A 25,252-nucleotide genomic window follows, 5' to 3' on the forward strand; every position below is an offset into this window, starting at 1 on the left:
CCCTTCCGAGTCGGTTTTCCCTTCCGAGTCGGCTTTCCCTTCCGAGTCGGCTTTCCCTTCCGAGTCGGCTTTCCCTTCCGAGTCGGCTTTCCCTTCCGAGTCAGCTTTCCCTTCCGAGTCGGCCTTCGGAGTGACCATCCCGAACCGGTCTCTCTCTTCCCATTCCAAATCGATGGGTCATGTCCCGGTCAATCCGTCCAACACGTTGGTCAGATGGGCGAACTCCGCGATCGAAAGGGTTTCGCCGCGTCGTTCCGGATCGATCCCGGCGCGGGTCAACCAGTCGCGCGACTCGGGGTGGATCGACTTGAGGGCATTGGCGAGCACCTTGCGGCGCTGCCCGAAGGCGGCATGCACCACCTGGGAAAAGCGTCCCAGATTCCGCGTTTCGGCCAGGGGGGCCGGGCGGGGGATGAGACGGATCACCGTGGAGTGGACTTTGGGAGGCGGACGGAAGGCGGCGGGAGGCACCTCCAGCAACGGCTCGACGCACATCCACATTCCGCACATCACCGACAGCGCGCCATACGCCTTGGATCCGGGAGAGGCCGCGAGCCGTTCCGCCACCTCGGTTTGCAACATCACGGTCATGCTGGCGATCACCTCCCGTTGTTCCACCAGATGCATCAGGATGGGCGTGCCGACGTTGTAGGGAAGATTGGCCACGATGGTGAGGGGGCCACCCAATCGGGTGGCCAGCGCCCGATAATCGACCCGCAACGCATCGGCACGCTCCACATGCAGCGTTCCCAACCCCTTGACGCGATTCTCCAGCAGCGGCACCAGCGTGGCGTCGAATTCGATCGCCCAGACCTGGCCACAGGCGCGCAGCAGCCAGACGGTCAAGGCGCCGGGTCCGGGACCGATCTCCACCACCCGATCCTTGGGGCCGGCGCCAGAAACCGCGACGATTTCCTGGGCGATGGATTCATCGGCGAGAAAATGTTGTCCCAGACGTTTCTTGGCCTGGGGAAAGTGGGTGTGGCCGGTGGCGTGCATCGTGTTCTATCCCAGGAAACGGCGCACGCGCGGAATGAACTCATTCGGCGAGAAGGGTTTGGTGATGAAGTCGTTGGCGCCGAGTCGGAAGGCGGTTTCGCGGGTTTCGATGGCGTTGTCGCCGGTCACCAGGATCACCGGGATCTGGCGGGTTTTCGGATCTTCGCGCACCCGGCTCAGGAATCCGAAGCCGTCCAGACTCGGCATCTGCACGTCGCAGATGATCAGGTGACAGACGTTGGATTGCAGGGTGGCGAGGGCATCCAGACCATCGGTGGACTCCACGGTGCGCACCCCCTCCTGATGCAGAAAGGCCACCAGCAGTTGGCGGAACTCCGCGTCGTCGTCGATGATGAGCGCCTTGGGCACCACTTCCGGCAGTTGGGCGTAGAAGATGCTGCCGATCCCCTCCTTGGATTCGACGGTCAGGTCGCCGTGATGGGCGCGCAGCAGGTCGCGGCTGAAGGGGAGTCCGTAACCGGTGCCGTGTTCGCCGGCGGTGCCGACCGTGGAGGTTTTCTCCTCGAGGCTGAAGAGTTTGGGGATGCGTTTTTCGCGGATGCCGACGCCGGTGTCGAGCACCGCCAGGGTCGAGGGTTTGCCGTTGGGACGCAACAGGGTGATGCGATCGCCGCGGTTGCAGAATTTGACCGCATTGGTGAGCAGATTGTGCAGCACCTCGCCGAACAGGGCCGGATCGGCATGCAGACGGAACGACTCCGGCAGATTGTTCAGGAGTTCGATCCCCTTCTGGTCGGCCATGGGACGGATCGAGTCCAGGGACTTGTCGCCGAAGAAGCGGGCGTTGAAGAAGCGCGGTTCCGGGACGATCTTGCCGGTTTTCAGACGGCTGATGTTGAGGATTTCGTTGATCAGGTCGAGCATCTTGGCGCTGCTCTCGGTGATCCAGTTCAGATACCCTTTCTGTTTTTTGCTCAGGGGATTTTTGGGATCGTTGTCGAGGAGTTCCAGGAAGCCGAGAATCGAGGTGAACGGACCGCGCAGGTCGTGGGCCACCAGGGAGACGAACTGATCCTTGAGCCGGGTGGCCTGCTGGGCGGCATCGCTGGCGCGACGCAGGGCGGCCTCGGCCTTGCGGTGCCGGGTGACGTCGCGCAGGATCACCACCACATGCCAGGCGCCGCGGATCTGGATCGCCGAACTGGAGGCTTCCACTGGAAAGCTTTTGCCGTTCTTGCGTTTGACCACGAATTCGGTCACGCGTCCGATCATCGTTCCCTTGCCGGTGCGGCCAAACCCCTTGAAGCTGTTTTGCAGACGGGTGGCGAACTCGCTGGCGGGGAGCAGTTCCAGGACCGACCGGCCCAGGATCTCCTCCGGGGTGTGGCCGAAGACCCGCGCGGCGGCGGGGTTCCAGAAGGTGACCTGCATCTGGGCATCCAGGATCATGATCGGATCCAGGGCCGCCGAGGCGATGGCATCGAGCCGTTCCCGCGCTTCGCTCAAACTTTCCGCTTCGCTTTCGACCCGTTTTTCGAGCAGGGACTTGGCCTTTTGGAGTTCGCTCAAGGCGGCTTCGAGGTTGCGGGCGCTGCGACATTTTTCCAGCACATGATGGATGGCCCGGTTGAGCACCTCGATGCTCAGTTCGCTCTTGCGCAGATAGTCGTCCGCGCCCACCCGCACCGCCTCCAGAAGCGCTTCGTCCCCCTCCGTGCCGGTGAACAGGATGCATCCCGCCCGGCTGCCCATCCCCTTGAGGCGGCGGATCAGATCGATGCCCGATTCGTGGTCGAGTCGATAGTCGATGAAGGCCAAGTGCGGGTCGCCGTGGCGCTCCACCTGTCGGATCGCCTCGTCCACGGTGGCGCAGGCGATGGGGGTGATGGTCCAGCGGGCGATTTTCTTGAGCAGAGCGGACAACAGGGTCCGTTCCATCAGGTTGTCGTCTACGACCAGGGCGATGAGCGTCTCATCCATGGTGTTGATATTCCGTGCCTCTCTTGACCGTGGAACTTCGGGGGGTCCATGGTCCGGGGGTGATGGGGATCTCCCCCCATCATGCCAATTTGGGTTCAGGTGTCCTGAATCGCATCTGTTTCGTGCGGTGTGTTGCATGTACGATACCACGTTTTTCGCGATTGCGGAAAAATTGGTGTGTGGAAAGACGATTTTTTGTCACGCCATGGGGTTGTCGTGATTGTCGGGATGGGGTGGGGTTCGCGTCTTTCCGGGGCTCGGCCTGGGGCAGGCACGGCATAAATGTTAACATATTGTAAATGAAAAACCGTTTCTCCCGTTCGAATCAAACGAATTCAAAGGAGGGGGCGTTCGAACTGGTGAGTAATCTTGATTGTTCAATCCGGGTGGGTATAGACTGATTGGAATGATTGTCCGGTTGACGTGAGTCTTATTTGGTCATACACATGGAGGGTATTGTCTTGACATGGTGGTCGGAGTGTAACAAATTGTCATGAATGGAGCCGCGCATCTGCTGATCGTCGAGGATGACACCGTGACACGGGAGTTGCTCGCCGCCTGTTTCGAAAAGGAGGGGTATGCGGTCTCGCGGGCCGAAAACGGCGCCGCCATGTGGGAGATCCTGCAAGAACAGGCCATCGATCTGGTGTTGATGGATATCAATCTGCCCGATGATGATGGCTTTTCGTTGACCCGGGCCCTGCGCCGGCGCTCCGAGATCGGCATCATCCTGGTGACCGCACGCAAGGAGGATGTGGATCGAATCATCGGCCTGGAACTCGGCGCGGACGATTATGTGGTCAAACCCTTCAACGACCGCGAACTTCTGATTCGCGTCAAGAACCTGCTGCGACGCACCCGCAAGCAACGTCGGGAAGAGGATGCGTCCATCACCCGACACCTCTTCAACGGCTGGACCCTGGATACCGAACGGCGTCGTCTCACCTCCCCGGAGGGCGAGGTGGTCCCTTTGACCAACGGAGAATATCTTTTATTGTCGGTGTTTGTGCGCAAGCCCGGTCGGGTTTTCACCCGTGACCAACTCCTGGAAGCGGTCAGCAGCCGCGACTGGATGCCCAGTGATCGCACCATCGACGTGATGGTCAACCGCCTGCGTCGCAAACTGAACGAATCCGCCATGCCACGCATGCTCGTCACCGTGCATGGCGTCGGCTATCAGTTTCTTTCGGAACGTGAATGAGTCGTCATTAATGATTGTGTTGTTCCTGGGTATTTTTTCTTTCAATCCTTGGATGTGACGTGTAAACTCTTTGGCAGGTTTTGCGGATTTTCAAGATCGCTTCTCATGCGAGGGGGTGACCCGATGTCCGCGACCATTCAACGGGGTGGGTCATTTCCCACTGACCTGCGAATGGCTCGAAAACGATCCGGAATGGCGACTTCTGACGCTCGGAAGTCATGAACATTTCTATCGAGATCTGAAACGACATGGGGGAGTGACCAGGATGGATGAGAGACGCATCGCATCATGGATCGGTCTGCTGTTCGTGCTCCTTGCGTTCCTGGTTCCGTTTCAGCCCCCTCTCCACGCCAGCGGTAAACACCGCATCCTTATCATCAGCAGCTACCATCGCGAATACCTTTGGTCCCAGGATACCCAGCGCGGGGTGCATCACGGGCTGCTGGAGCTGGGGTATTTCGACCAGCAGGCCCAGATCGCACGGTTCTTGCGCGAGGATCGGGTCGAAACCTCACGGGCGGTGCTGCGCAAGCTCTGGATGGATACCAAGCGCAAGAGCGCACCAGACGAAATGGTCGCGAGCGCCCGTCGTGTTCTCGAGGAGGCCGAGGCCTTCGCTCCCGATCTCCTGCTTTTGGGCGACGACAACGCCGCCCGGTTGATCGGCTCCCACTATCTGGATACCCCCATCCCTGTGGTTTTCTGGGGGATCAACATCTGGCCGCTGAAATACGGACTCCTCGACAGCATCGCCCATCCGGGACACAACGTGACCGGAATCTATCAACCCGGTTACATGCGCGAGGGGTTGGAGTTCCTGCTGCGTCTGGTGCCGGGGATCCGTACCCTGGGGGTGCTGGCGGATGACTCCGAGACCAGTCTGGCCAAGATCAAGGAGCTGCACCGGCTCGAGGAGACCGGCAAACTGCCGGTCAAGCTCGGGGGTACGGTGGTCACCAACGACGAAACCGCCTGGAAAAAGGGTGCCCTGGCGTTGGCCGCCCAGGTGGATGCCATCTATCTCACCAACCACAACACCATCCGCGACGCTACGGGCAGACCGATCGATCAACTGGCCCTGGGCGCCTGGTATCTGCGCAACATCGCCAAACCCGACATCGGGGACGAAAAGCAGTTCGTGGAGGAGGGGGTGTTGTGCGTGGCCGATGACTCCGGCTACAAACAGGGCTACGAGGCGGTGCGCATGGCCCATCGGATTCTGGCCGAGGGGATGGATCCAGCCACCATGCCGCCGGTGGCCCCATCCCGTGGCGCCCTGATCGTCAACCGCACCCGCGCTCGCCAGCTCGGCATCGAGGGCCGGCTCAAGAGCCAGCCCGGCATCGAGGAGTTCATCGATCGCTCCGTGGCCCTGGATCGCCATCCGGTCGCGCCATGATCCCGCTGGGCCGCTCGATCTTTCACAAGCTGCTCGCCTGGTTCGTGGGGGTCGGGGTGGTGTTGATCCTGATCTTCGGGACCGCGCAGTTCGTGATCGTCAAGCGGCAGATCCAACAAGAGCTGGAACAGGCGGCCCGACACGCCCTCGACGAGGCGGCGGATAGCTTCGAACGCGGGGTGGTGATCCCCCTGGAGAGCGCCCTGCGCATCCTGGAGAGGCTTTCCGGGCTCGATGAGATGCTCCAGGCCTGGGGAGATAAGGCACTGCTGATCAAACCGAATGTGGAGCGGAATTTTCTGCATGTCGCCTCCGCCCATCGCGGTCTGTTTCTGTCGATCCGCTATTTCGACAGTCGCGGCGTGGAACGGGTGGCGGTCGCGGACAACCGGCGGCTGCGCGATCCGGTGAACCTGACCGATTATACCGGGACCGATCCCTATTACGCCGAGGCGCGGGCCCTGCATGCCGATCTGATCCACGGCCCGGTGGGCGCGTTGCGCTTTCGGGGACCGTTCCGGATGGTCGATGGACGCTGGACCCTGTTGGCCGGCATCCCCAAGCGGGATCCGGAGATCGGCGAATTGGCCGGGGTGGTGCTGATCCATGGGGATCTGGCCGATTTTTTACGCCACATCATTGATTTGCGCGTCTGGGGCCATCAAGGGGCGCGTCTGTTCATCGCCAAGGGAAGGGGGTTCGAACCCCTCGATGGGGGTGGCGTTCTGACGTTGGGCGAGATGGACGGGATGCTCACCCGTGAGGTCCGGCTGGGAGGGGATGATCATGCCATGCAGTTCCGGATGGCCTTTCCGCTGACCGCCGCCATGCTGCACGATCCTGTCATGCGGGCGTTGCATCAGGCGTTGGTGCCGCTGTTTCTGCTGCTGGTGATCATCACCGGCCTGGCCTATCGGATTTCCCGCCGTCTGGCCGCTCCGATCATCGAGTTGCGTCGGGGCATGGATGCCATCGGATTGGGCCGTTTCGACACCTCGATCCCTGTCACCACCCGCGACGAGATCGGCGAGCTGGCCGAAACGTTCAACCGCATGGGACGCGATCTCCGGGAGATGACCCGCGAGCTTTCCAATTCCAGAGCCGCCGCCGAGGAGGCCAATCGGTCCAAAAGCCTCTTTCTGGCCAACATGAGCCATGAAATCCGGACGCCGATGAACGCCGTGATCGGTCTGACCGATCTGGCCCTCGCCCAGGAACTCTCCCCCAAGGTCCACGACTACCTCCGCAAGATCTCCCACGCCTCACGCTCGCTGCTGCGCATCATCAACGATCTGCTCGACTACTCCAAGGTCGATGCCGGACGCCTGGAACTCGACAACATCGACTTCAAACCGCGCGAGCTGTTCGACCATCTCATCGAGCTGTTTCGGGTCCAGATCGCGGGCAAACGGATCACGCTCCTGTTCTCCGTGACCGAGGTGTGTCAAACCTCCCTGCATGGCGATCCATTGCGCCTGGAACAGATCCTGATGAACCTGATCGGCAACGCGGTGAAGTTCACTCCGGAAGGGGGCGAGGTGGAGGTGTCGGTTCGCCGGCTCCACCACGCCGGCGAGGTGCCGATCCAGTTGCATTTCAAGGTGCGCGATACCGGCATCGGCATCACCGATGAACAGGCCGGACGTCTGTTTCAACCCTTTTCCCAGGCCGACCTCTCCGTCACCCGCACGCATGGCGGATCGGGTCTGGGGTTGGCGATCTGCAAGCGGCTGGTGGAGATGATGAACGGTCGGATCTGGCTGGAGAGCCAGCCGGGCGTGGGAAGTACATTCCATTTCATCGCCCGTTTCCAGCCCGCCGTGATCGCCGACGCGATGGATCTGCTCTTGCCACGCGAATGGCGGGGGCTGGCGGTGCTGGTGGTGATCGCCCATCCGGGATTGCGCGCCACCGTGGAGGGGATGCTGCGACAGTTTCAGGCCTCGGTGGTGGCCGTGGCGAGCGTGGAGGCGGCATTGGCGCGGATCGGCCACGCCAGGGCCAGGGGGATCGATCGACCGTTTCGTCTGGCGGTGCTGGATGACGAGATGCCCGAGTGGGCGGATCGGGAGCTGGAAAACCGGTTCCGGAGCGTTTTGTTCGACGGCGAAGGCGCCGGCAGGGTGCTCAGACTGGTGGGGAGCGGGCAGGGACCGGAAGGGGAGATCCTCGGCGCCGAAGGGGAGATCAGGCTGGTCAAACCGGTGGGGTGTACCCGGTTGTTCGCGGCGATCCTGGAGCTTTGCGATCCGGAACGGATCCGGAATGCAGGTGTCGTGCCTCATGATCCGGATCCGAACCATCTGGTGGGAGATCTGTCTGGCGCGCGGGTGCTGCTGGTCGAGGATAATCTCATCAATCGACAGGTGGCCGAGGAGAATCTGGTCGGTTTCGGGATCGAGGTCGAGATGGCCGACAATGGCCAGGAGGCGGTCCAGATGGTCTCCACCCGCTCCTACGATCTGGTGTTGATGGATGTGCAGATGCCGGTGATGGACGGTCTGGCCGCGGCCCGGTTGATTCGTTCGGATGGCCGTTTTGAAACCTTGCCGATCCTGGCCATGACCGCCCATGCGCTGGAGGAGGATCAACGGGCGACACGGGATGCCGGCATGAACGGCCATATCAGCAAGCCGATCCGGCGCACGGAGCTGCTTGCCGTCTTGCGGGAGTGGCTTCCGTCGCGGCATGGCTTCGTGCGGTCGGCGCGTGCCTGGGAGGGGGCGGACCGCGGCGCGCGGCGCGCGGAGGGATCCGACGAGCTTCTGGATCGGGCCGGGCTTCTGGATCGGATCAACCATAAACAGGGGCTGCTGCGCTCCCTGCTTGGGGAGTTTCTGCGTCATTTCGATGGTTTGCCCGGAACGCTGCGCGGCATGCTCGAGGACGGGAGTCCCGAAGGGGTCGCGGAGGCGCGAAAACGGGTGCATGCCTTGAAGGGGTCGGCGGGGAATTTGACCGCCATGACGCTCTTCAACGCGGCTCAGGCGTTCGAGTTCGTTTTGAAGCAGGAGTCTGGCACGGCATGGTGGGGCGGTCTGGAGCGGCTGGAAGAGAGCCTGGAGCGCACCTTCGAGGCGATCCGGCTCTGGTTGAGGGAGCTGGACCGCGAGGAGGTCCAGCACGACGCGGCGCATCCCGATTCCCAGGCCCCGCTGGATCGGGCGTGGGTGACCACGATGATGCGGGAGATGGATCTCCTGCTGGCGCGTCAGGATTTGGCCTCCCAGGATCTGATGGAGTCTCTGGTGTCGATGTTGGGGAGGCGGGAAGAGAGTCAACGCCTGGAAGAGGCGATCGATCGGCTCGAATTCACCGTGGCGCGGGTTGAACTGCAAGCCCTGGCCGAGCGGTTGGGGGTGGTGTTGGAACGGTGAGGAGAGGGGCGAACGGATGGGGCGGTGAGCCTGCCGGCCCGGTTTGGCCGTGTCGTCATGCCTCCTCGCGATCTTGGAACACCTCGACGAACAACGGACCGTTGGTGGTCATGAAGTAGCAACGGGTGCTGGCCTGGGTGTTGGGTTGCCGTTCCGTTCGTTCCTCGCCTTGCAGCACCTTGGGCGGGGTGAGGCTGATGTCGTCGTTGATGCGGCTTTTCAGGGCGCCGGCGATGATGTTGGTCAACTCGCCGAGGGCGTCGCGGGCGGTGTCGTTGAAGCTCTCCAGTGGTTCGCCCCAGAAGGCGGATGCCAGACCCACCGCCGCGTGCATGGGCGCGGAGAGATGCACCCCACCGGTCAGTCCACCTTGAAAGGCCACTATGGCGGTGACATCCGCCTGGGGAGTGAGAAAGGGGTTGCCCTCGCGCTGGATCATCGCCGGGCCTTCCTGGATGTCGATATCGGTGGAAAAAAAGGCCAACGCGGTTTCGTGCATGGTATCACGGATCGCGCGGATCAGATGAAGGTGTGGATCGGTGGCGGAACGCATGGTCTCCATGATCGGTTTTCCCTGATCTATTATTCATATCTTATCTGTTGATAAAAAGAAAATATTTTATATGAATTACCGTTCATATTTCATGATTCAGGCGGGATTTCGAAACAGCATAGTCGGATAAAATGTAATAATCAAGCAGTTTATTTGCGCGAATGACAAGATTTTCAGAATTTGACAGACCAGGAACAGGGGGACGCACGGCAATCCCTCTCCCAAGATGTGGATTCGGATCAATCGAGCAGGCGTGGAATCAGCGTGCGCGCGGCCAGGCGCCAGTCCGGCATCGCGATGCCCAGCCGGTCAATCGAGCAGGCGTGGAATCAGCGTGCGCGCGGCCAGGCGCCAGTCCGGCATCGCGATGCCCAGCCGGTCGTGAATGCGCTGGCAATCGAGTCGGGAGTTGGCCGGCCTTTGGGCGGGCGTGGGAAATTCCTCGGTGGGGATGGGGCGGATCTCGCGCACCGGCAGCGTGATCCGTTCGCCGGCGGTGGCGACGATGAACCGGGCGAAGGCGTGCCAGGTGACCGCTGGCGCGCCTTGATAGTGATAGGTTCCCCAGTCGGAGAAGCCGGGCTGGAGAGCGTTCCCGGCCACCTCCAGGAGCATCCGGGCGATGTCGTCGGCGGCGGTGGGTCCGCCGGTCTGATCATCGACCACGGCCAGGCTCTCCCGTTCCCGCGCCAGTCGCAGGATGGTCTTGACGAAGTTCTTGCCGTGCAACCCGAACACCCAACTGACGCGGATGATCAGATGATGGGGCAGGAGGGCGCGGATCGCCTCTTCGCCCTCCCATTTGCTCACGCCGTAGAGCCCGAGCGGGGCGGGTGGATCCGTCTCGCGGTATGGGGTAGACTGACGGCCATCGAAGATGTAATCCGTGGAGAGGTGGATCAGGGGGAGGCGCATGGCCGCGCAGGCCGAGGCCAGGTGGCGCGCGCCGTCGCGATTGACGGCAAAGGCCGCGTCGGGTTGGCTCTCTGCCAGGTCCACGGCGGTGTAGGCTGCGGCATTGATCGCCAGATCGGGTCGGTGGGCTTCGAGCGCGGCCCGGACCGCCTGGGGATCGGTGATGTCGAGATCGTTTCGGCCCAGGGGGATCGGGTGGAGGTTGCGTTGGGCCGCCAGGGCGACGATCTCCTGGCCGACCTGGCCCTGGGCACCGGTGATGAGCAGTTTCATGGAGGGTCTTTCATGCTGGGGTGACTCCTGGCGATGATTTAACCCTGCCTGATCTCAAAAGGAAAGAGCGCGTGAAAGGTTTTCTCCATGACGGGTGATCGCGAGATGAGGCTGGCGTTGATTCGTCAGCGTCATACGCCGTTTGGCGGTGCGGAACGGTTTCTGGACCGGGCCATGGGGGCCTTGCGGGCCCGTGGGGTGGCGATCACCCTGATCGCCCGGCGTTGGGAGGGCGGGTGCGACGGCCTTGAAACTGTGCGTTGCGATCCGTGGCATCTGGGGCGCTGGTGGCGGGATGTGGCGTTTGCCCGCTGTGTCCATGCGCGGCTGGCCGAGCGTCGTTTCGACCTGGTGCAGAGTCACGAGCGCATTCCCGGCTGCGATCTCTACCGTGCCGGCGACGGGGTTCACGCCGAGTGGCTGGAACAGCGTGGACGGGCACGGGGTCGGGTGGCCCGGTGGCTGGATGGGATCAATCCGTTTCATCGCCATCTGCTCAACCAGGAGCGGCTTTTGTTCGAGCATGCGGATCTCAAGGCGGTGATCTGCAATTCGCGCATGGTGCGCGCCGAGATTCTGGCGCGTTTTCGGATCGCGCCGGAGAAGCTGGTGGTGATCTACAGCGGTGTGGATCTGGAGCGGTTTCATCCCGAGACGCGGGCGCGGGAGCGTGATGCGGCGCGCGCCGGGTGGGGCATCGCCCCGCATGAGACGCTTTTGTTGTTCGTGGGATCGGGTTTCGAGCGCAAGGGGGTGCCGGCTCTGCTGACCGCCCTGGCCGGGCTGGATCGTGCGACGCGGCTGGTGGTGGTGGGGCGTGACAAGGCGCAGGGTCGCATGGAGGGTCTGGCGCGGCGTCTGGGCGTGGCCGATCGGGTGCTTTTCACCGGCGGTCGGCGCGATGTGGTGCCTTGTTACGCCGCCGCCGATGCCGTGGTGTTGCCGACCCTGTACGATCCGTTTCCGAACGTGGCGCTCGAAGCCATGGCCATGGGATTGCCGCTGGTCACCACCTTCAAGTGCGGGGCGGTGGATCTGATCGACCACGGGGTCAACGGTCTGTTGGGCGACGCCTTGGATCTGGCCACCCTGACGCGGAATTTACAGAGTCTGGACGATGCGGCGTATCGTGTCGCCCTGGGTCGGGCAGCGCGGGAGACGGTGGTCGGGCTGAGCCTGGAGACGATGAGCGCGCGGCTGATGGAGCTTTATCAGGGGTTGTTGACGCGGGGTGCGGGTTGCTGAATCCACCCTTCCCGTGCCTTGGCGTATTTGCAAAAGCTGTTGAAACAACCGATCAGGATATGCACCAGTCCCGGCGTTCCATCGAGAAATCCCAGGCGCAGCAGGTAAAATTTAAAAAAACGCAGCAGAGGACTCAACACGATCCGCGCCGCGCCGGGTCGTTTGCCTGCGGCGATCAACCGTTCCGCCTGCAGGGAGGTATAGCGGTTCTGTTTGGCCAGGTAGCTTTCCAGCGTTTGTGCCGATTCGTGCAGAAGATCCCCGGTCAGGGTGCCGACCTTTCCTTGCGCCTCCACCCCCTCGTGGATTGGATCCGTGCGCCACTGGGCGTGGTTGCGGTGGAACAGCCGCAACTGCCAATCCGGATACCCTTCGCCGTGCCGCAGCCAGCGACCCAGGAAACGGTTGCGACGGGCGAAGCGGTAGGCGGTGAAACGCGGGGTGGACAGTTCGTGTTCAATGGCCTGGCGCAAGGCTGGGCTCAACGACTCATCCGCATCCAGGCACAGCACCCAGTCGTGTTGGGCCTCTTGCACCGCGAACCGTTTCTGGGGTCCGAAGCCGAGCCACGCCTGGTGGACCACCCGTGCGCCGTGAGTTTCGGCGATGGTTGTCGTGGCATCCCGGCTTCCGGAATCGACCACCAGGATCTCGTCCGCGAACGGGACGCTGGTCAGACAGTTGGGGAGTTGCGTGGCGGCATCCTGGGTGATCACCACCAAGGAGAGCGGGAGGCGGGTCATGGGCGGGCGATCTCCTGCACGGTTTTCCAGGTCTGCTCCGGGGTGAGGGTGTGCATGCAGCGATCCGGATCGTCGCGCAGGGGGCAGATCCGGCGTCGGCAGGGGGCTTTGGGGCAGTTCCCGATCAAGCGTGTGGCCTTGGCGCCGACGATGCCGATCCGTTCCGTGGGCGTGGGGCCGTAGAGGGCCACGGTGGGCACTGCCAGGGCCGCCGCCAGGTGGGCCGGGCCGGTATCGGTGGCGATCACGGCGCGGGCGCTGGCCAGTTCGCTGGCCAGTTCAGTCAGGGTGAGTTTCGGGGTCACGCGGCAGGCGTTGGGTGCGATCTGGGCGATGCTGTGGGCGCGAGCCTGTTCCTTTTCGTTGCCCCACGGCAGAACGACTTCGATGCCGGAGGAGGTGGCGAGTTTGGCCAGGGTTTGCCAATGGGATTCCGGCCAGTGTTTGGAGGTCCAGGTGGTGCCGTGCAGGAACACCAGGTAGGGTTTTTCGGGGGTGTGGTGGGTGAATCGGGCTGGATTGAGGCCGAAATCGGGGGGGGAGAGGGGTTCCGGGTAGTCGAGTGATTGGGCGAACAGTTGGCGCAGGCGTGACACGGCGTGTTGTTGTTTGGGGATCTCGTGGGTGAAGTGGTAGAGAACCGAAGCGAGTGGTTCGCGTGCCGAGGTGTGGTGCATGCCGTGGCGATCCCCGTGGGCCAGTCGGGCGATCAGGGCGCTTTTGAGGAGTCCCTGGGCATCGAGGATGAGGTCGAACGGTTGGTTGCGCAGGCGGGTGAGAAAGGCGGGCAGTTCGCCGGATTGCCAGGCTTTCCAGGGGTGCTTGCGCCAGCGGCGCCAGGCGATGGGGATGATTTCGGTGACGTTTTCGGCCCAGGTGGGGATTTGGGCGAAGGCCTCTTCGACCACCCAGTGGACATGGATGTCCGGGCGGGCGAGGTGCAGGTCGCGCAGGGCGGGGAGGGTGTGCAGCACGTCGCCGAGGGAGGAGGTTTTGATCAGGAGGAGGTTCATGTCATCACGGGGGACGGGGCGGTCCCAAGGTTCACAGTCATCACGGGGGACGGGGGGCGATTATCGCCCCCGGCGGGGGCGGGGCGGCGCCCCGCGACTTTGTTTTTGAATTTGTTTTTGAATTGGTCTTGATTTGTTGATTCTGATTTGCTTTTGATTTTTTGCTTTTCGCGCGCTTTTCAAGACAAGCGATTTTTCGCGGTTTTTGCGAAAAATCGCGCAGCGCGCGCCGTCTCATGTGCCCTGTATCGTTGCCGGTTTTGGGCAACGATACAGGGCGAATTGCCTGCAAGACAAGTCGCCTCCGGCGACCGGTTGTTGGCCATGTTCGCGGGAAGGTTTCGCCAAAAGCGCGAAACCTTCCCGCAGCCAAGGCAGCGCGCAGCGATTTTCACAAAAAGACGTGAAAATCGCTTTTTTTGAAGAGCGCGCCAAAGACTTAAAGACAAAGGCCAAAGACGCCGGCAAAGTCAAAACCTCGGAGGCTCCGCCTCCGAACCTCCGCCGGGGACCTTCGGTCCCCGGTCCCCTGCGACGCCAAAATCACAACCTCGGAGGCTCCGCCTCCGAACCTCCGCCGGGGACCTTTGGTCCCCCGTCCCCCGCGACGGTTGCGGTCCCTTCTTCCGCCTCAATGCCTGAAATGCCGCACCCCGGTGAACAACATCGCCATGCCATGCTCGTTGGCCGCCTGAATCACCTCTTCATCCCGAATCGATCCGCCCGGCTGAATCACCGCCGTGGCCCCCGCCGCCGCCGCCGCGTCAATCCCATCCCGAAACGGGAAAAAGGCATCCGAAGCCATCACCGATCCGGCCACCGGATTGCCGGATCGCCCGGCAGCCAAAGCCGCATCGTTGGCCTTGGCAATGGCAATGCGCGAAGAGTCCACCCGACTCATCTGGCCGGCACCTACCCCCACCGTGGTCAGATCACGGGCGTAAACAATGGCGTTGGACTTGACATGCTTGGCGATCTTCCAGGCAAACAACAGATCGCGCCGCTCCTCGGGCGTGGGCGCACGCCGCGAAACCAACTTGAGATCCCCCTCGCGCAACTCGCCAACATCCGGTTGCTGCACCAACAAACCTCCAACCACCCGCTTGAGATCCATTTTTAACAACCCCTCGCGGGAGATGACCGGCGCCAACGGCGAGGAGGTCTCCAACAGCCGGAGATTGTTCTTTCCGGACAAGATCTTCCGGGCCGCTTCGGTGAAACCCGGCGCGATGATCGCTTCGATGAAGGTGGTGGCGATCTCCTTGGCCAATGGCTCGTCCACCGGACGGTTCACCGCGATCACCCCACCAAAGGCCGAAACCGGATCCGTGTCACGGGCACGTAAATACGCGGTGAGCAGATCCGGATCCGTGGCCACGCCGCATGGGTTGGTGTGCTTGATGATGGCAATGGTGGGCTCGGAAAACTCGCGCACCAGCTCAAAAGCGCCATTGGCGTCATTGATGTTGTTGAAAGATAACTCCTTGCCCTGCAACTGACGGGCATGGGCGATGTTGCCGCCCGCCGGGGAGCCGTCCCGATAAAAGGCGGCACGCTGATGGGGATTCTCGCCGTAACGCATCTCCTGCTGCTTGACGAATTGCAGGGTGAGTACCTCGGGAAACATCCCCGGCTTGTTGTCCGCATCCAGCGCGGTGAGCCAGTTGGCGATGGCGGCATCGTAGGCGGCGGTGCGCGCGAAAGCCTTGCGGGCCAACTCGGCGTTGGTGCGCGCCGATACCGCGCCATGATTGGCACGCATCTCGGCCAATACCCGGACGTAATCCTCGGGATCGACCAGCACCGTCACCCAACGGTGATTCTTGGCCGCAGAACGGATCATGGCCGGACCGCCGATGTCGATGTTCTCCACCGCCTCCTCCAGAGTACACCCCGGACGGGCCACCGTGGATTCGAAGGGATAAAGGTTGATCGCCAGCAGATCGATCGGCTCCAGATCGTGCTCTTTCATCTGGGATTGGTGCTTGCGGTTGTCGCGTACCCCGAGCAGTCCACCGTGAATGCGCGGATGCAGGGTCTTGACGCGCCCGTCGAGCATCTCCGGAAACCCGGTGAAATCCGAGACCTCGGTCACCGCCACGCCATTGCCCTGCAACGCGCGCGCCGTGCCGCCGGTGGAAAGAATGCTCACGCCCATGGCGGCCAGTCCCTCACCCAGAATGGCCAATCCGGTTTTGTCCGATACGCTGATCAAGGCGCGTTTGATGGGAATCATGCTCATGTGTGGTTCGACAACCGTTAACGGTTCCTCTGCAAAAGGGCGGCAAAAAAGCCGTCGCACCCGGCGACGTGCGGCAGAATCACGAGATCCCGCTCCTGGAAGTATAATCCTGCGTACCCTTGCGCCGCCAGGGGCGGCATGGCGGAGAGATGTCGAAAGTTCTGATTTTCATTAACAAAACGTTCGACCACCGCCTGGTTCTCCTGGCGCAGCAGGGAACAGGTGGCGTAGACGAGCCGTCCGCCGGGCCTGAGCAGCGTGGCGGCGGCGTTGAGCAGGGCGCTCTGCCGGTCGGCAAGCGCGGCGATCTGGGCCGGGTCAAGATGCCATTTGATCTCCGGGTGACGGCGCAGGGTGCCGGTGCCGCTGCACGGGGCATCGACGAGCACGGCATCCACCTTGCCGACGTGTGGCTTGAACCACGGGTCGCGCTCGTGACGCAGCGTCTGGACCCGCACCAGGCTGGTCCGGGTGCGACGGGCGCGCTGGGTGAGCCGGTTGAGACGGCGGGCATCGGTATCCGTGGCCAGGATGCGTCCCTGGTTGCGCATCAGCGCGGCCAGATGAAGGGTCTTGCCGCCCCCGCCGGCGCACAGATCCACCACCGTCTCCCCCGGACGCGGCCCGAGCAGGGGGGCGATCCACTGGCTTCCCTTGTCCTGGATCTCGAACAACCCGTCGTGAAACGGCTCCAACGTGGTCACCGGCGGATGGCCGGTGAGCCGCAGGGCGTCGGGGGTCTCCTCCAGGGGGGTGGTGTGGATGCCGGCGGCCAACAGACGCTGACTCAGGGTGTCGCGGTCGATGCGGGCGCGGTTGACGCGCAGGTCGGTAGATGCCGGTTGGTTGAGGGCCATGCCGAGGGCCAGGGCCTGTTCTTCGCCCCACTGGGCGACGAACGTCTCCCAGAGCCAGTCGGGCAGGGAGCAGCGAACCGGCGCGGGGGAGAAAAGGGGGGACGCGGCGGGGGTGTCCAGGTCGCTGGCGGCAGCGGCAACGAGTCGGATCACCCGGTCGTTGCCGCCGGCGGATTCGGCGTCGGCCTCCAGCCGCCGCAGGTGTCGCAACGCATGAAACACCAGATCGCCCACCCGTGCCCGCTCCGTGGAGCCGGAGTTGCGTTGCGAGAAGAGTTGACGCAACGCCCCATCCGCCGAGGCGTGATGGTCGAGGATCTCTTCCAAGACGCGCTCGGCCAGCCGGTGGGAGAGATCGGGGGTCATGCGTCGGGCGCCTGCGCGTCGTTGGCCACGGTGACCTCGAGCACGCTGATCACCAGCACCGCCAGCGGCACCGCGAAAAAGACCCCGGCCACTCCCCACAGGGAACCGAACAGCAGCACCGCCAGCATGATCGTGGTGGGGTGGACGTGTACCGTCTCGCCGAGGATCATCGGCGCCACCAGGTTGCCATCCACCAGTTGCAAAATGCCGTAGATGACCAGCGGATGGGTGGCTTCCCAGGTGATGCCCCATTGCAGGATGCCGAGCACGATCACCGGGATGGTCACCACGGCCAGACCCAGAAAGGGGATCAGCACCGACAGGCCGGTCAGCACCGCCACCAGAAAGGCATACTGAAAGCCGATCAGCACGAAGCCCAGATAGCTGGCCGATCCCAACAAGAGCATCTCCCAGAACTTGCCGCGAATGTATCCGCCCACCCCGGCGTTGACCTCGCGCAGCACCTTGACCAGCAGCGTGCGCTCCCTGGGCAGATAACGGGAGAAGGCGCGCAGCAGTTCGGTTTTGTCCTTCATGAAAAAGAAGATCAGAAACGGGACCAGGAGCAGGTAGACCAACATCGACACCAACCCCGGCAGTCCCCCCTTGAGCAGCATGGAGATCGACTCCGCAGCCCACCCCTGGGATTTTTCCACCAGACCCAGCAACATGCTCTCCGCGAACGGGGTGTCGATGAATCCGGAGGCCGAAAGGGTGATCTGATGCAGCAGGGCTTTCAAGGTTTCGGTGATTCTCGGGATTTCGGTCGAAACCCGCGACAACTCCTGGGCCAGGGCCGGGACCAGGCTGAAAAAGAAGGCGATGCCAAGCAGGATGAAAAGGCTGAACACCAGCAGTACCGCCAGGATGCGCGGCATGCGCAGCCTCTCCAGCGGGCGCACCATCCCTTCCAGGAGATAGGCCAACACCACGGCGGTCAGGTAGGGGGCCAGGGCCGAGCCGAAAAAGGTGATGGTGAGCAGCGCGCCGAGCAGGGCCAGGAAAAGTCCCATGAACTGCGGGTTGTCGAGTTTTTGCAGGTATCCGGCGAGCAGGGGGGGCATGGCTTGGGCGTCTCCTCAAAGGCTCGTTCAGGTATGGCTCGACCTTGTTGTTTCGGAATGGCGATCCCATGTCGTGCATGGGAGATTCGATTGTTCGCGATCGCAAGGAGAAGCGGCAGTCGATGCTTGTCGGATGGTCCGGATGATTATAGCCAGAAATTCCGTCCGCCAACAGGATTCATGCGGGCCGGAATGGTGCGATGCCGCACAAAGGTTGATTTGAGTCAAGAAGGGAGCGTGAATCGACCGTTTTTTCAGAGGCGTGATTGGAGCGGGGTGCGTGACAGGGGCAAGGGGGTGCGAGCAGCGGGCGGAAACGTCGAACACCCGCCGCGACCGGGGTGCGTGACAGGGGCAAGGGGGTGCGAGCAGCGGGCGGAAACGTCGAACACCCGCCGCCGAAGGTGGCCCGGCGCCGGGAGTCGGGTGCAGGCCCCGCCGCCGGGTCTCCCGCGCCGGGATCCGGTCGGGGTGGCCGAGATCCGGCGCGGGGGCTCTCCCGGACTCAATCGTCGTTGACCACCTTGGCCGCGCCCAACGGCAGACGTCCGTGCAGCAGATCCAGGAACGACTCCCGACCCAGGGGCGGGGAGAAGAAAAATCCCTGCACCTCGTCGCCCCCCTGCTGTTTGAGAATGTTCAACTGCTGATCGCTCTCCACCCCCTCGACCACCACCCGTAACCCCAACTGCTGGGCCATGGAGATGATCGCCGAGGTGAACGAGGCGTTGCGTCCATCCGGGGTGAGATCCTTCACGAACGACCGGTCGATCTTGATCACCTGGATCGGCAGGCGTTTGAGCAACGCCAGGGAGGAGAAGCCGGTGCCGAAGTCGTCCATGGCGATGGAGATGCCCAGATCGCGCAGCTGATTCAAGGTCTCGGCGGCCTGTTCGGGATTGCCGAGCATCATGCTTTCGGTGATCTCGAGTTCGAGATTCTTGGCGGGAAAGCCGGTTTCGAGCAGGGTCTCCTCGACCATGCTCACCAACCGTTCGCCGTCGCGGAATTGCAGCGCAGAGAGATTGACCGCCAGTCTCAGGTCGGGGAATCCCTCCTCGATCCAGAGGGTGGCATCGCGACAGGCGGTGCGCAACACCCAGGCCCCCACCTGGGTGATCAGTCCGGTCCCCTCGGCCAGAGGGATGAACTGCTTCGGAAACAGCACCCCCTCGCGGGGATGGTCCCAGCGCACCAGCGCCTCCATGCCGGAGAGTCGTCCGGTGGCCAGGCGGATCTTGGGTTGATAGTCGATGAAAAACTCGTCGTTCTGAAAGGCGAGGCGCATCTCCCCCTCGAGGGTCATGCGCTGGTGAGCCTGACGATCGATCTCCTCGGAAAAGAAACGGAAGGCGTTGCGACCCGACTGCTTGGCCAGATACATGGCCGAGTCGGCGTTGCGGGCCAGATCGTGGGGAGTGGCCCCGTCGTCGGGGAACATGCCGATGCCGACGCTGCCGGAGATGGCCACCTGCTGCCCCTTGAGGATGAACGGGGTGGAGAGTTGCTCGAGAATTTTTCGCGCCACCAGTTCGGCCATCGATTCGTGGAGGATGTCGGAGAGGATCACCGTGAACTCATCCCCGCCCAGGCGGGCCACGGTATCCGACTTGCGCACCACCCCTTTCAGGCGTCTGGCCACCTCGATGAGCAGGGTGTCCCCGGCATCGTGGCCCAGGGTGTCGTTGACCCACTTGAAGCGATCCAGATCCACGAACAGCAGGGCGAAGTGACGGCGACGCCGTTCGCCCACCAGAACCGCCTGTTGCAACCGGTCGTGAAAGAGCTTGCGGTTCGGCAGAGCGGTGAGGGCATCGTACTCCGCCTGCTCGCGTAGTTGGGTTTCGAGTTTTTCTCGGCGCCGGATCTCCTCCTGAAGGCGGAGATTGGTTTTTTCCAGAATGTCGCGTTGTCTCTTCAAGGCCAGATGGGCGGCGACCCGCGCCCGCACCACCGCCGGATTGACCGGCTTGGTGAGAAAATCGACTGCGCCCACCTCGAAACCGCGCGTCTCCGCGTCCATATCGTTCAACGCGGTCACCAGAATGACCGGAATTCCGCGGGTCGATTCCTGGGCGCGCAGCCATTGGCACACCTCGAACCCGTCGATTTCCGGCATCATCACGTCGAGGAGCACCAGATCTGGATGGTTGGCGACCGCGCTGTCCATGGCGGCCTGGCCACTGGTGGCGAACAAGACCCGACACTCTCGCAGGAGGATGTTCCCCAGCAGGCGGATGTTGTCGGGTGAGTCATCCACGACCAGAACCGTGGGTAGTGTTTCGACCGGTTCCATGAGGCTCTCCTTGTCCTGCGCCGACGATTCAGTGGTTCAACAGGTGCAGCAATGCATCTACGGTCTGCTTTGCCTTTTCCATCTCCAACCGGTCCATGTGTCCATGCAATCGGAGGACCACCTCATCGAACCCGTTCAGTTCAAAAAGAGCCCGCTCGATGCGTCGGTACACAACATCGCAGCGAATATCCCCCTTGTCTAACAAGATGCCCAATTCCTGTAGCGATTGCAACAGATTTTTTTGATCGATTGAACGCCCGTTTATTTGGTTGTGGGGCGCCTGTGAGGGCGAGTCCTGGCCGGGGGGTGAGGAGGGGCTTTCCCCATCATGCCCTGTGCCGGAAACCTTTTCGAATGGTCCGGAGGTGCGCTCGATCTCCTGGATCACCGCCAGCAGCGCGGCTTCGAGTTTGGACATCCACACCTGGGCGGAGGAGGTGTCCAGCTTGCGCAGCGCGGTTTCCAGGGAACCGGCGATGCGGGCCAGCTCCACGGCATCGATGTTGGCCGCGGCCCCCTTGAGTTTGTGGACGCGGCGCAAGGCTTCATCCCAGAGGTTCTGGTCGAACGGTTCACGGATCCACCCCGACGCGGTGGAGAACTCACGTCTGAAGTTGGCGATCAGCCGTTCCTGCAAGCCGGCATCCCCTTCGCAGCGTCGCAAGCCGGCGGCCCAGTCGATGGGGGTGTTGACCGGATCGGGCATGGGCTCCGCCCCGGGGGGCGTGGACGGTTCGGTTGCGGATGGTCTGTCGCACCAGAGGATCAGTTTTTTCAACAGCGCATCGACCATGATCGGTTTGGCCAGGTGGTCGCGCATGCCGGCTTCCAGACAGGATTGAACATCCTCGGCGAGCACGCTCGCGGTCATGGCGATGATCGGCGGTGCGTTCGGGACCGGCGCGAGGAGGCGGGTGGCTTCCAGACCGTCCATGACCGGCATCTGGATATCCATCAGCACCAGATCGAAGAACCCTGGATCCGCCGCCCGCACCGTCTCGACCGCCATGCGACCATCGTGGGCCTCGACCACCTGGATGCCCCGGCGGGTGAGAATTTCGCGGATCAGCTCGATGTTGTCGGCCAGATCATCGACCACCAGGATCCGTTTGCCGCGCAGCGCCTCGATGCCGCGCGGATCGTGGGCGGGCGCCTCGACCAGCGCGCGGGTCAACGCCTTGCCGAACCGCGCCATCACGGCATCGAAGAGGGCCGACGGGGTGACCGGTTTGTGGATGAAACTACAGATCCCGGCATCTTTGGCCGCGGCCATGACCATTTCGCGGTCGAAGGCCGAGACCATGATGATCACCGGATGCAACGGGATCTCCGGATCGGCGATGATGCGGCGCGCGGTCTCCACCCCATCCATGCCGGGCATGGCCCAGTCCATCAGCACCAGCTCGACCGGCTCGCCTCGGCGGGCGGCGCGGCGCAACGCCAGGAGCGCCGCCTCGCCCGACTCCTCCGCCTCGTGGACGAACCCCATGGCGCGCAGCAGGCCGGTGAGAATCTCCCTGGAGACCGGGTTGTCATCGACCACCAGAACCCGGCGTCCGCGCAGATCCTCGGGGGTCTGGAACGAATCGCGCCGGACGTCCGGGGTCACGGGGAGACGGAGCGTGAACGAAAAACGGCTTCCGGCCCCCGGTTTGCTGGCCACGGTCAACGCGCCCCCCATCATCTCCACCAGGTTGCGACAGATCGCCAACCCCAACCCCGTGCCGCCGTAGCGTCGCGTCGTGGAGCTGTCCGCCTGTTGGAACGGCTGCATCAGCCGGTCGATCTGTTCGGCTTCGATGCCGATTCCGGTATCGTGGGTCACGAACTCCAGTTCCACCCAGTCGTGGCCCTCGGCGCGTTTTACGATCGCCAGCACCACCTCGCCCTGGGCGGTGAATTTCACCGCGTTGTCGCACAGATTGGTCAAAACCTGTCCCAGGCGCACCGCATCCCCGATCAACAGGCGCGGCACATCCAGGGGAATCGAGACCAGCACCTCAAGGGCCGGATTGGCGCTCGCCTTGGCCAGCACCCCATCGGTGACCCGTTCCACCATCTGACACAGATCGAACGGCAGAATTTCCAGCTCCAGTTTGCCGGCATCGATCTTGGAGAAGTCCAGCACGTCGTTGATGATGCGCAACAGCGATTCGGAAGCGGCCTGGATCTTGGTCAGGTAGGCGTGCTGCTGGTCCGAGAGGCCGGTCTGCTTCATCAGGTGACCCATGCCCAGGATGGCATTCATCGGGGTGCGGATTTCGTGGCTCATGTTGGCCAGGAAAGCCCCCTTGGCGCGGTTGGCCAGCCGGGCCCGCTCCTCGCTGGCGCGCAGTTCGTCTTCCATCCGCTTGCGGTCGGTGATGTCCCGCGACGCCACCACCACCCCTTCCACGCGCCCGTCCCGGCGCTGGTATGGAAAATAGGAGACATCCATCCAGCGGCGACCCAGCGCGGGATAGTCGAACCAGGCCTGATAGTTGATTGACTCCCCGGCCAGGCAGCGGTCCAGATTGCCGCGAATCTTCTGGAAGGTTGCGGTTCCGAGCAGTTCGGCGACGGCATGTCCCACGATGTCGCCTTGTTTGGCGCCGTGGGCGCGCAGATAGGTCGGGTTGACCGCTCGATAGATGTAGTCATGCCCGACAAAGGACAGGTGATCCCTGGAAGCGGCCACGATGGCCGCGTATTGACGCAGGCTCTCCTCCACCTGGCGTCGTTCGGTGTGATCGACCAGAATCAGCCGATGCTCGACGATCGCGCCATGGAGGTCCATTTTCGGGGAGACCGACAGGCTTACCCACAGAATCTCGCCGGTGGATTTCTTGAGGGCCACCTCGCGATCCTGCACCCCCGGACCGGCGAGCAGGTACATCGTGGCCGGATCGACCACCAGGTCCTGGAACCGGGCGCCATCGACATGCTGGAAATCCTGTCCGAAGAGCGTGTCGGCGGCCCGGTTGCCGCGCAGGATGCGCCCCGAACCGGCATCCACGGACAAGAAGGCCACGGGTGCGTTTTCGTAAAGATCGCGCATCAGCTTTTCGGAGGCGCGCAGGCTCTCCTCGGCCTGTTTCTGCCTGGTGCGATCGTTGAATACCGCGACGATTTCGCCGGACTCCAGCCGATAGACATGGTTTTCCAACCAGCCTTGGAGATGTTGATCCTCATACAGGGTCACCGGGCGATGCTCGGGAAACCCGGTGCGGTGGACCCGCTGGAACACCTCGAAGAGACCGAAGTCGTGTACGCCGGGGAAGACTTCGCTGACCTTGCGGCCCGTCACCAGCTCCGGGTCGGTGCGGGTGATGCGTCCGCCGGCCTTGTTCAGCTCCTTGAGCAGAAAATCCTCTCCATCGTTCCACGCCTCGTAGACCGCCACGCCGCTGGCCATGGCGTCGAAGAGGAGGCGATAGCGTCGTTCGTTGGCGGAAAGCTCCCTTTCCAGGCGTTGTTTCTGGTGCCGTTCGCGCAGGTTGCGGATCCCTTCGGCCATCTGCACGGTCAGTTCGCGCAACAGGTCGATCTCCATTTCGTCGAACGCCCCGGCCTGGGCCGCATGGATGGTGAGCACGCCGATGGTGGTTTGATCGATGCGCAACGGCAGGGCGATGCAGGCGTGCAGACCCGTCGGACCGGGCGGGGAGGGAGAGGTCGCATCGGTCTGACTGGTGCGCAACTCCTGGATCACGCAGGGACGACCGGTGCGGATGGCCATGCTGGTGGGGTTTTTTTCCAGGGACGCTTCGTTCCAGTGGATGGGACGATCCGGGAGAGGGGTGGGGTGGTGACCGTGGGAAGCCACCGGTTGGACGTGGGTGTCGTCATTCGGGTCGATCAATCCCACCCAGGCGCACCGATATCCCGTTCCCTCGATCAGCACCCGACAGAGCCGTTCCAGCATCACCCGCTCATCGTCGTTCGCGGAGAGGATCTCGGAGAAGCTCAACCGGCCACGCAAGGCGCGATTGGCCTGGGCCAGACGCTGTTCGTGCTCGCGACGCTCGGTGATGTCCTCCTGCACGCCGATGAAGTGGCTGATCTCCCCGCCCGGATCACGCACCGCCGCCACCGCCACGGATGATCGGTAGGATTCGCCGCTCTTCGTGCGACTCACCAGTTCGCCCCGCCAGGGTTGATCCGGGGTGGCCACCCGGGTGTCGGCGCGTGTCCCCTCGCGCAAGCCGAACCGTTCCAATCCATTGGGCAGACCGATCAGTTCCGCGCGGGCATACCCGGTCAAGGTCTCGAAGCGGGTGTTGACATACTCCACCACCCCCTGGGCATTGGTGACGATGACTGCCGCCGGGCTTTGTTCCACGGCCACGAAGAGTTTGTGAAGTTCGATGGTCTGGCGATTCCGGGCATCCAGGGCCCCCTTGGCCATCCACAAGGTGATGGCCACGCTCCAGATGGCGAGCAGCACGTAGAGGCGGTTGACCAGGGCCAGCCAGACCGAGACCTCCTGCATGGGGGTCAACCAGAAATCCACGAGGACCAGCAGGGAGAGACCGGTGGCGGTGTAGAGGAACCGGTGCCGGTTGCCCGGCATCCACCACCCCAACAGCAGCACGGCCAGATACAACACCCCATCCGCGGAGTCGAGGGGCTGCATGAGGTCGAAGGCGAAGATCGCCCCGGTCAACAGCACGGCCAGCAGGACGAGGCCCGGTCGTTCGCTGAGGGATCGCAGGGATCCCGGATCCTGGTTGGTGGTCATCCTTCCTCGCGCGCGTTGGTCGGTAGAGGTGATGGGTCGAGAGGATCT

16 protein-coding genes are annotated in these 25,252 nt (G+C 63.0%); 4 read left to right on the plus strand and 12 right to left on the minus strand.

The window, feature by feature from the left end; translation table 11 throughout:
* Positions 1-177 precede the first annotated feature (177 nt).
* The gene (gene rsmA, locus ACOY6C_RS02580) at positions 178-999 is read right to left on the minus strand and encodes a 16S rRNA (adenine(1518)-N(6)/adenine(1519)-N(6))-dimethyltransferase RsmA (RefSeq protein ID WP_420903918.1); all 822 of its coding nucleotides are present in this window, start codon (positions 997-999) and stop codon (positions 178-180) included.
* Positions 1,000-1,005: 6 nt separating this feature from the next.
* Positions 1,006-2,940: a response regulator gene (locus tag ACOY6C_RS02585; RefSeq protein ID WP_420903919.1), complete on the minus strand. Its 1,935-nt coding sequence runs from the start codon at positions 2,938-2,940 to the stop codon at positions 1,006-1,008.
* Between the two features lie 493 nt (positions 2,941-3,433).
* On the opposite strand from ACOY6C_RS02585, the gene ACOY6C_RS02590 reads away from it, so the two are divergent.
* The 3 genes from ACOY6C_RS02590 to ACOY6C_RS02600 all read left to right on the plus strand — a co-directional run bounded on the left by ACOY6C_RS02590 (position 3,434) and on the right by ACOY6C_RS02600 (position 8,917).
* Positions 3,434-4,141, plus strand: coding sequence for a response regulator (locus ACOY6C_RS02590; protein ID WP_420903920.1), 708 nt, complete (start codon positions 3,434-3,436; stop codon positions 4,139-4,141).
* 265 nt (positions 4,142-4,406) lie between these two features.
* Entirely contained in the window at positions 4,407-5,540 is a 1,134-nt protein-coding gene (locus ACOY6C_RS02595) for an ABC transporter substrate-binding protein (RefSeq protein ID WP_420903921.1), read from the plus strand.
* Positions 5,537-8,917 carry an ATP-binding protein gene (locus tag ACOY6C_RS02600; RefSeq protein WP_420903922.1) on the plus strand — a complete coding sequence of 1,127 codons (3,381 nt, stop codon included), beginning with the start codon at positions 5,537-5,539 and terminating at the stop codon, positions 8,915-8,917. The genes ACOY6C_RS02595 and ACOY6C_RS02600 overlap by 4 nt, the downstream gene beginning before the upstream one ends.
* Positions 8,918-8,972: 55 nt before the next feature.
* On the opposite strand, the gene ACOY6C_RS02605 is transcribed toward ACOY6C_RS02600, so the two are convergent.
* Together ACOY6C_RS02605 and rfbD are read right to left on the minus strand one after the other, a co-directional pair.
* Positions 8,973-9,479 (minus strand): chemotaxis protein CheX, encoded by a 507-nt coding sequence (locus tag ACOY6C_RS02605; protein ID WP_420903923.1) that lies wholly within the window; start codon positions 9,477-9,479, stop codon positions 8,973-8,975.
* Between the two features lie 300 nt (positions 9,480-9,779).
* A complete protein-coding gene (gene rfbD, locus ACOY6C_RS02610; RefSeq protein WP_420903924.1) occupies positions 9,780-10,658 on the minus strand; it encodes a dTDP-4-dehydrorhamnose reductase in 879 nt (292 codons plus the stop codon).
* A gap of 87 nt (positions 10,659-10,745) precedes the next feature.
* Here rfbD and ACOY6C_RS02615 point away from each other — a divergent pair, with 87 nt between their 5' ends.
* On the plus strand, positions 10,746-11,903 hold the full coding sequence (locus tag ACOY6C_RS02615) for a glycosyltransferase family 4 protein (RefSeq protein ID WP_420903925.1): 1,158 nt from the start codon (positions 10,746-10,748) through the stop codon (positions 11,901-11,903).
* On the opposite strand, the gene ACOY6C_RS02620 is transcribed toward ACOY6C_RS02615, so the two are convergent.
* From ACOY6C_RS02620 to ACOY6C_RS02655, 8 genes are all read right to left on the minus strand, one after another.
* On the minus strand, positions 11,870-12,646 hold the full coding sequence (locus ACOY6C_RS02620; RefSeq protein ID WP_420903926.1) for a glycosyltransferase family 2 protein: 777 nt from the start codon (positions 12,644-12,646) through the stop codon (positions 11,870-11,872). The genes ACOY6C_RS02615 and ACOY6C_RS02620 overlap by 34 nt on opposite strands.
* A complete protein-coding gene (waaC, locus tag ACOY6C_RS02625; protein WP_420903927.1) occupies positions 12,643-13,659 on the minus strand; it encodes a lipopolysaccharide heptosyltransferase I in 1,017 nt (338 codons plus the stop codon). The genes ACOY6C_RS02620 and waaC overlap by 4 nt, the downstream gene beginning before the upstream one ends.
* Positions 13,660-13,699: 40 nt before the next feature.
* Complete coding sequence (locus ACOY6C_RS02630; protein ID WP_420903928.1) at positions 13,700-13,951, minus strand: hypothetical protein; 252 nt, start codon at positions 13,949-13,951, stop codon at positions 13,700-13,702.
* Positions 13,952-14,290: 339 nt separating this feature from the next.
* Complete coding sequence (purH, locus tag ACOY6C_RS02635) at positions 14,291-15,895, minus strand: bifunctional phosphoribosylaminoimidazolecarboxamide formyltransferase/IMP cyclohydrolase (protein ID WP_420904249.1); 1,605 nt, start codon at positions 15,893-15,895, stop codon at positions 14,291-14,293.
* 23 nt (positions 15,896-15,918) lie between these two features.
* Positions 15,919-17,124: an RsmB/NOP family class I SAM-dependent RNA methyltransferase gene (locus tag ACOY6C_RS02640; protein ID WP_420903929.1), complete on the minus strand. Its 1,206-nt coding sequence runs from the start codon at positions 17,122-17,124 to the stop codon at positions 15,919-15,921.
* Complete coding sequence (locus ACOY6C_RS02645; protein WP_420903930.1) at positions 17,121-18,188, minus strand: AI-2E family transporter; 1,068 nt, start codon at positions 18,186-18,188, stop codon at positions 17,121-17,123. Before ACOY6C_RS02645 ends, ACOY6C_RS02640 begins: the two co-directional genes overlap by 4 nt.
* Before the next feature lie 505 nt (positions 18,189-18,693).
* Positions 18,694-20,484 carry a putative bifunctional diguanylate cyclase/phosphodiesterase gene (locus tag ACOY6C_RS02650; protein WP_420903931.1) on the minus strand — a complete coding sequence of 597 codons (1,791 nt, stop codon included), beginning with the start codon at positions 20,482-20,484 and terminating at the stop codon, positions 18,694-18,696.
* Positions 20,485-20,512: 28 nt separating this feature from the next.
* Positions 20,513-25,204: a response regulator gene (locus ACOY6C_RS02655; protein ID WP_420903932.1), complete on the minus strand. Its 4,692-nt coding sequence runs from the start codon at positions 25,202-25,204 to the stop codon at positions 20,513-20,515.
* Positions 25,205-25,252: the final 48 nt, after the last annotated feature.

The sequence above is a fragment of the Candidatus Magnetaquiglobus chichijimensis genome, from assembly GCF_045865675.1.
GTDB classification, from domain to species: Bacteria; Pseudomonadota; Magnetococcia; order Magnetococcales; family Magnetaquicoccaceae; genus Magnetaquiglobus; species Magnetaquiglobus chichijimensis.

What these genes read in the sequence shown, in the direction of transcription:
- ACOY6C_RS02595 (WP_420903921.1), top strand. Translation starts at nt 4,407, where the DNA reads ATGGATGAGAGACGCATCGCATCATGGATCGGTCTGCTGTTCGTGCTC.
- purH (WP_420904249.1), bottom strand. Translation starts at nt 15,895, where the DNA reads ATGATTCCCATCAAACGCGCCTTGATCAGCGTATCGGACAAAACCGGA.
- waaC (WP_420903927.1), bottom strand. Translation starts at nt 13,659, where the DNA reads ATGAACCTCCTCCTGATCAAAACCTCCTCCCTCGGCGACGTGCTGCAC.
- ACOY6C_RS02655 (WP_420903932.1), bottom strand. Translation starts at nt 25,204, where the DNA reads ATGACCACCAACCAGGATCCGGGATCCCTGCGATCCCTCAGCGAACGA.
- ACOY6C_RS02620 (WP_420903926.1), bottom strand. Translation starts at nt 12,646, where the DNA reads ATGACCCGCCTCCCGCTCTCCTTGGTGGTGATCACCCAGGATGCCGCC.
- ACOY6C_RS02650 (WP_420903931.1), bottom strand. Translation starts at nt 20,484, where the DNA reads ATGGAACCGGTCGAAACACTACCCACGGTTCTGGTCGTGGATGACTCA.
- ACOY6C_RS02590 (WP_420903920.1), top strand. Translation starts at nt 3,434, where the DNA reads ATGAATGGAGCCGCGCATCTGCTGATCGTCGAGGATGACACCGTGACA.
- rsmA (WP_420903918.1), bottom strand. Translation starts at nt 999, where the DNA reads ATGCACGCCACCGGCCACACCCACTTTCCCCAGGCCAAGAAACGTCTG.
- ACOY6C_RS02640 (WP_420903929.1), bottom strand. Translation starts at nt 17,124, where the DNA reads ATGACCCCCGATCTCTCCCACCGGCTGGCCGAGCGCGTCTTGGAAGAG.
- rfbD (WP_420903924.1), bottom strand. Translation starts at nt 10,658, where the DNA reads ATGAAACTGCTCATCACCGGTGCCCAGGGCCAGGTCGGCCAGGAGATC.
- ACOY6C_RS02645 (WP_420903930.1), bottom strand. Translation starts at nt 18,188, where the DNA reads ATGCCCCCCCTGCTCGCCGGATACCTGCAAAAACTCGACAACCCGCAG.
- ACOY6C_RS02615 (WP_420903925.1), top strand. Translation starts at nt 10,746, where the DNA reads ATGACGGGTGATCGCGAGATGAGGCTGGCGTTGATTCGTCAGCGTCAT.
- ACOY6C_RS02605 (WP_420903923.1), bottom strand. Translation starts at nt 9,479, where the DNA reads ATGGAGACCATGCGTTCCGCCACCGATCCACACCTTCATCTGATCCGC.
- ACOY6C_RS02600 (WP_420903922.1), top strand. Translation starts at nt 5,537, where the DNA reads ATGATCCCGCTGGGCCGCTCGATCTTTCACAAGCTGCTCGCCTGGTTC.
- ACOY6C_RS02585 (WP_420903919.1), bottom strand. Translation starts at nt 2,940, where the DNA reads ATGGATGAGACGCTCATCGCCCTGGTCGTAGACGACAACCTGATGGAA.